The organism is Microbacterium sp. CCH5-D1 (genome assembly GCF_001557335.1).
GTDB lineage: Bacteria > Actinomycetota > Actinomycetes > Actinomycetales > Microbacteriaceae > Microbacterium > Microbacterium oxydans.
The window spans coordinates 1-4,974 of the sequence record NZ_LSJW01000049.1; the positions used below are offsets into that span (position 1 = coordinate 1).

6 protein-coding genes are annotated in these 4,974 nt (G+C 68.3%); all 6 read left to right on the top strand.

The genetic code is table 11. The annotated features are described in order from the left end of the window. Positions 1–147: 147 nt before the first annotated feature. The 6 genes from AX744_RS03185 (at position 148) to AX744_RS03210 (ending at position 4,848) form a co-directional block, all read left to right on the top strand. The gene (locus tag AX744_RS03185; RefSeq protein ID WP_058631570.1) at positions 148–1,047 is read left to right on the top strand and encodes a hypothetical protein; all 900 of its coding nucleotides are present in this window, start codon (positions 148–150) and stop codon (positions 1,045–1,047) included. An 87-nt stretch (positions 1,048–1,134) separates the two neighbouring features. Further along, complete coding sequence (locus tag AX744_RS03190) at positions 1,135–1,482, top strand: hypothetical protein (protein ID WP_046746669.1); 348 nt, start codon at positions 1,135–1,137, stop codon at positions 1,480–1,482. Positions 1,483–1,495: 13 nt separating this feature from the next. Then, a complete protein-coding gene (locus AX744_RS03195; protein ID WP_058631569.1) occupies positions 1,496–2,797 on the top strand; it encodes a hypothetical protein in 1,302 nt (433 codons plus the stop codon). Continuing rightward, on the top strand, positions 2,794–3,402 hold the full coding sequence (locus AX744_RS03200) for a hypothetical protein (RefSeq protein WP_061015376.1): 609 nt from the start codon (positions 2,794–2,796) through the stop codon (positions 3,400–3,402). The genes AX744_RS03195 and AX744_RS03200 overlap by 4 nt, the downstream gene beginning before the upstream one ends. 37 nt (positions 3,403–3,439) lie before the next feature. Further along, entirely contained in the window at positions 3,440–4,114 is a 675-nt protein-coding gene (locus AX744_RS03205; protein ID WP_046746665.1) for a hypothetical protein, read from the top strand. A gap of 68 nt (positions 4,115–4,182) precedes the next feature. Next, the gene (locus tag AX744_RS03210) at positions 4,183–4,848 is read left to right on the top strand and encodes a hypothetical protein (RefSeq protein ID WP_061015377.1); all 666 of its coding nucleotides are present in this window, start codon (positions 4,183–4,185) and stop codon (positions 4,846–4,848) included. Positions 4,849–4,974: the final 126 nt, after the last annotated feature.

Genomic DNA, 4,974 nt, shown 5'->3' on the forward strand with positions numbered 1-4,974 from the left:
GGATGATGCGGGCGATCCAGGATCTGGACCAGCAGCTCGCCGGCAGCTGACACACAGCGCCACCCGCTGGCACAGCGGCGTTTCACGAAGAGGGTCGACCATGACGGTCGGCCCTCTTCGTCGCATGGGGGCGTCTACCCTGGGAGCATGAGTGCGTCTGAGGCTGTCGAGGAGTTCGAACGTGGTGTGCTGGAGGCGAATGCGCCCCTGGCCGCGCTGCATGAGGCAGCGGGAGTCTCGGGTGATGCGCGGATGCGGGAACTCGCGGCCCACATCGCGTTCCCGTCCTGGCCGGGAGCCACCTCCGCGACCGCGTTGAAGCGGGCCGCGCAGGAAGCGGAGATCACTGCGGTGCTGGACGAGTACGCGAACTCCGCCCGCCCGCTGATCCGGCCGGCTGACCAGGAGCGCTGGGAGCTGCTGGTCGCCGACATGCAGCGCAGAAGCGGCGAGGGGTTCCTGGCGGATGAGCTCGGGCGCAGCGCGGTGGGAGCCTCACTCCTGCGGGCGAGGCTTGGCGGACGTCCGCATCGGGCGCAGCAGCGCGGCGGTATCGACTGCGCATGCGGCTATGCGGTCGACGGTGTCATGCCGGAGAAGCTGTGTCCGGAGTGCGGGGATGTGCTCCTGCGGCGCTGGGTGGCCGAGGAGCGGCGACTGCTGCGGTCGATGCCCGAGTACGCGGAGGAGGTCACGCAGGTAATCGAGGCGACTGCGCAGAAGCAGGCCAAAGTGGCCCAGAGCCGTGGCGACTACACGGCCGACGAGGCGAGCGCGACGCGCAGAGCTGGCGGACGTCGACTCGCGCGTCTCCGCCGCGCCCACCGCGTCGAGCTGGCGACGCTCGACCTCCGCCGTTGGTCGAGCTTCGCCGAGATGCTTTCGCGGGAGGCGCGCCCTGCGGTCCGGACCACCGCCGCCAAGGCGCAGAAGCGCGGTCTCGGTGCAGCGGCGCTCACGGAACTCTCCCTCCTGTCGATCGCCGACACGATCAAGATCGCCGAGCGCATCCTGGAGAAGCGCAAGAACAGCAGCTGGAGGGTGTGAGGCGCGGGCAGATGGGGAGTACTCCCCATCGCGTCGTGCCGCCCTTCCCAGTAACGTCGTAGCGTCCGGGAAAGAAGGAGGGGGACCATGGCAGGCGAACGCATGCTCGTGCCGATCAGTGATCTGCAGACGACCAGCGAGAAGCTCACGGCGATCGTGGCCGAGCTGGAGTCCGCCGCGGCGAAGCAGGACGACGTCGAGAACGCCGTCGGCAGGCCCTACGGCGACGGACGGCTCAAGGATCGCTGCCACGACTTCGAGGGCAGCTGGAACGACAGTCGCGACAAGCTGCTCACCAAGCTCAAAGAGGTCGCCGATCGCGTCAAGGGAACGGTTGACGAGGTCATGAGCCTCGACACCGAGATGGCGACGTCGATGGAGCAGTCGGGTTCGGGTAGCGCGCCGGGCGCCGGACGTCAGCCGGCAGCGGTCTAGGGGAGAGAAGCAGATGCAGACGAACAAGGGGCGTGACGTCGAGGTCGTGGCCGGGGATGCCGTGGCGATCGCCGACCGGGGAACGAAGATCGTCGAACTGGGCGACAGCATGGTCAGTGCCGCCGCGACGCTCAAGGGGATCAAGGACGGCTCCATCGACGGCGAGGGCTACGCGATGGACAAGATCAAGGACGTCGTCGACGACGTCCACAAGGATCTCGACGAGGCGGGTCGCCGCTACAAGCCCGCAGGCACGACGCTGAGCAACTACGCCACGGCGCTCGAGACCGCGCAGAGCCGCATGCGCACCATCGTGGCCGACTGCCAGACCAGCCTCACCGAGCTGCAGACCGCGCAGTCGAACGCCGCCGACGCCGCCGACGCGCTTCAGGCGCACAACACGTCGACGCGGCTGAACCCGCCGGCGGAAGAGGACGCGGCGGCGAACACGACAGCCGGCACGAATCTCGCGAACGCCGCCTCCGGTGCGGCATCGACCCTGAGCACCGCGGAGACCACGCACAACGACAACCTCGATGCGTTCGACGGCGAGTACGACACCTGGCACACCGCTTATGAGACCGCTGTGTCGGGCCTCACCGATGCCAACAAGATCGGCGAGGACTCCACGTGGGAGAACATCGCGGGTGTCCTCGCGGTCGTGGCCGAATGGGTGAGTTGGATCGGGCTCGCGATCGCCGTGCTCGGACTCATCATCGGCGGGCCCTTCTTCGCGATCGCGGCACTCGTGGTCGGCGTCATCGCGCTCGCTCTGACCGTCGCCCTGATGTTCGACGGACGGAAGGGCTGGGGTGATCTCGCGATGTCGATCATCGGCGTGCTTCCGATCGGCAAGCTTGGGCAGGGGCTCGGGAAGTTCTTCAAGGCGATTCCGAAGCAGCTCACCGGGCCGCTCGGCCAGATCCGCAACATTCGTGGGATCACCGCGGCTCCCAAGGGAAGTTGGGGCGTGATGAGCAAGGCGAACTTCGCGAACTTCGTGCAGAACGCCTCTCGGACGCGCATGACGGGCCCGTTCACCCTCGCGGGGCTCGGTCAGCGTTTCCTCGGCGGAGCCAACCGGTCGTTCACCGTCTCGTTCCAGGAGGCGGTCGCGGCGGGCACCGGATACGGGAATCGGTTGATCAACCAGCTGCCGGATGCACTCTCCAGCCTCGCGAAGGCTCCGGCGCCAGACCTGTTCGAGCAGGCTTACAACGTGTACAAGTGGGCGGACAAGGGTGTGGCTCTCGCGGGCGGCAGTCCTTCCGGTGGCCTGTCGCCGGCCAGCATGCTCAACGGTCTCACCCGATGACCTCGGTGCCGGTCGCCGACGGCGCGTCGCAATGGGACTTCGCCTACGACGCGGAGTGGTACATCCCGCTGCCTGCAGCCGATCTGCTGCGGCGTGAGCCGGGCATCGGGGAGCAATGGGTGTCGGCCGCGGTCGAGCATTACGCCGAACGTTCCCCGCTCACCGATGGTGACCGCGAGGCGCTCGCCTTCACGGCAGAGGGCATATTGGGCCTCGCCGGCAACGCCGCCGTGCAACTGTGGTTCGTCCCCCGCGGGGCGTACAGCGACGTCCTGATCGAGATCACGGTCTCCGCCGCCGCCGACCTGGACATCCCTGCCATCCTGACCGAGATCGCCACCCTCCCTGACTCGACGGCATCCGAACTCACGGCACTGGAGACTGACTCCCATGGCAAGGGCTTCCTTCTGCGACGCACGTCCGCCGTGCTCCTCGACGACGGGGAGGCGCGCCCCATCGCGAACTGGACGGTGATGCTCAGCGACGGCGAGTCTGCGATCATGATCGAGGCGATGGGGTCGACGCTCGAGCCCTTCGCCCTCATGGAGGAGCAGATCCCGAAGATCATCGCCGGCATCACCCTGCCGAGCGGCCGGCCTGCGTGACTGCCGACCTCACGATCGACACGAGGAGTACCACCCGATGAACGAGATGAATGACCTCGGCGTGGAGTTCCGCTTCGGCATCCCGGCTTTCCGGCTCGTGCTGCCCCCGGGGTGGAAGGCGCACCTCCCGACGAACGCGGGACAGCAGGAGGACGTGCGCAAGGCGAGCGCGATCTTCATGCAGGCGGGACGCCCCGACCTGGATGCGGAGTTCCGCACGATGATGGCCCAGGCCAATCAGGGCATGCGGCGCACCAAGGTGTTCGCCATCTATCGGCAGGAGGACGTGCCGATGGAGGAGCTGCTGCCGCTGTCGATCACGGCATCCGCTCTCGACGCGCCGGATGGCGAGAACCTCGACGCCTGGGTGACGGAGGCGTTCCGCGCGCGCGGGGCGGTGTTCCTCGACGAGAACCTCAAGCACATCGTCAGGTGGTCGGCTGAGACGAAGCGTCCGGCCGGCGCACAGGCGATCGACGGTGTGAGCGGGCGCACCCTGACCTACATCATCCCGGTGCCGGGAACGCTGCGCCGCAAGGCGCTCGTGTTCACGTCGACCATCGTGATCCCCGACGGCGACGTGATCCCCGCAGAGGTGCTCGACGGCATCGAGCTGCTCAGCGACGCCATGATCTCGACCTTCGCCTGGGAGCAGCTGGCCGAGGAGCCCGCAGTGCCGGCGACCGCCGAGGAGCAGGCAGACCGCGGCTGATCGAGCTCGTCAGCTCCCCGAAGAGCGTGCGGTTCGAGGCGCCGCTGGACGGCGAATAGCCTGGGCCGATGGCTTTTGCGCTGATCCGACCCGAGTCGCGACCCCTCATCGATGCGGCGCGCACGCAGGACGCTCGTCCGGTGGATGCGGATCGCGCAGCCGCCGTGCTGCGGACGGACTTCGAGCGCTGGTCGCGCTGGGGTCTGGGCCTCCTGGGTTTCGCGCTCGCGATCGGCGGCGCGTTCGTCACGGCCGGGATGATCGAAGCCGTGCGGATGCTGGGCGGGTCGCTCGCGCCGGTCGACCTGGCGGTGATCGTGACCGCGGTGATCGTCGCACTGGCCGGACTCGCCGTCCTGGTCGCGCTGTGGTGGAGCGGTCGGCGGATCCTGTCGGCCGCCTCCTGGTGGCGTCGTCTGCCGTACACGACAGGCGGGCGGCAGCGCCGCGCGGGTGGTTGGCTCCGGGCGCGCACCGCGAACTTCGAACCGCGCGTCTTCGTGCGACTCGTCTCCGCAACACTCGCCCTGCTGGTTGCCGTCGGCGGCATCGCCCTGTTCGTCCGTGATCTGGGAGCCGGAGTCACCTCGATGACGGCGGCCTCGGCTGCCGTCGGAGTGATCGCTCTGGCGGCGGGCCTCGGGCAGGTCGGGGGAGTCATGCATCTCGTCTCCGGTTTGTCGGAGGCGGATCCGTTGTGGGTGCGGATCCGATCCGTGTTCGTCCGCCGCTGATCCCGTACGCGCTGGGTGGATGGGGAGTTGTCCCCATCGACGGTGTTCGTGGGTGCCGCGTAGGGTGGGGGTATTCGGGCCGGAGGGGTCCGGTTCTCTCGATTTGCGGAGGTGTGGACGATGGCC

Bases quoted from the DNA above. Each gene is read 5' to 3' on its own strand.
- AX744_RS03205 (WP_046746665.1), top strand. From the start codon at position 3,440: ATGAACGAGATGAATGACCTCGGCGTGGAGTTCCGCTTCGGCATCCCG.
- AX744_RS03195 (WP_058631569.1), top strand. From the start codon at position 1,496: ATGCAGACGAACAAGGGGCGTGACGTCGAGGTCGTGGCCGGGGATGCC.
- AX744_RS03190 (WP_046746669.1), top strand. From the start codon at position 1,135: ATGGCAGGCGAACGCATGCTCGTGCCGATCAGTGATCTGCAGACGACC.
- AX744_RS03200 (WP_061015376.1), top strand. From the start codon at position 2,794: ATGACCTCGGTGCCGGTCGCCGACGGCGCGTCGCAATGGGACTTCGCC.
- AX744_RS03185 (WP_058631570.1), top strand. From the start codon at position 148: ATGAGTGCGTCTGAGGCTGTCGAGGAGTTCGAACGTGGTGTGCTGGAG.
- AX744_RS03210 (WP_061015377.1), top strand. From the start codon at position 4,183: ATGGCTTTTGCGCTGATCCGACCCGAGTCGCGACCCCTCATCGATGCG.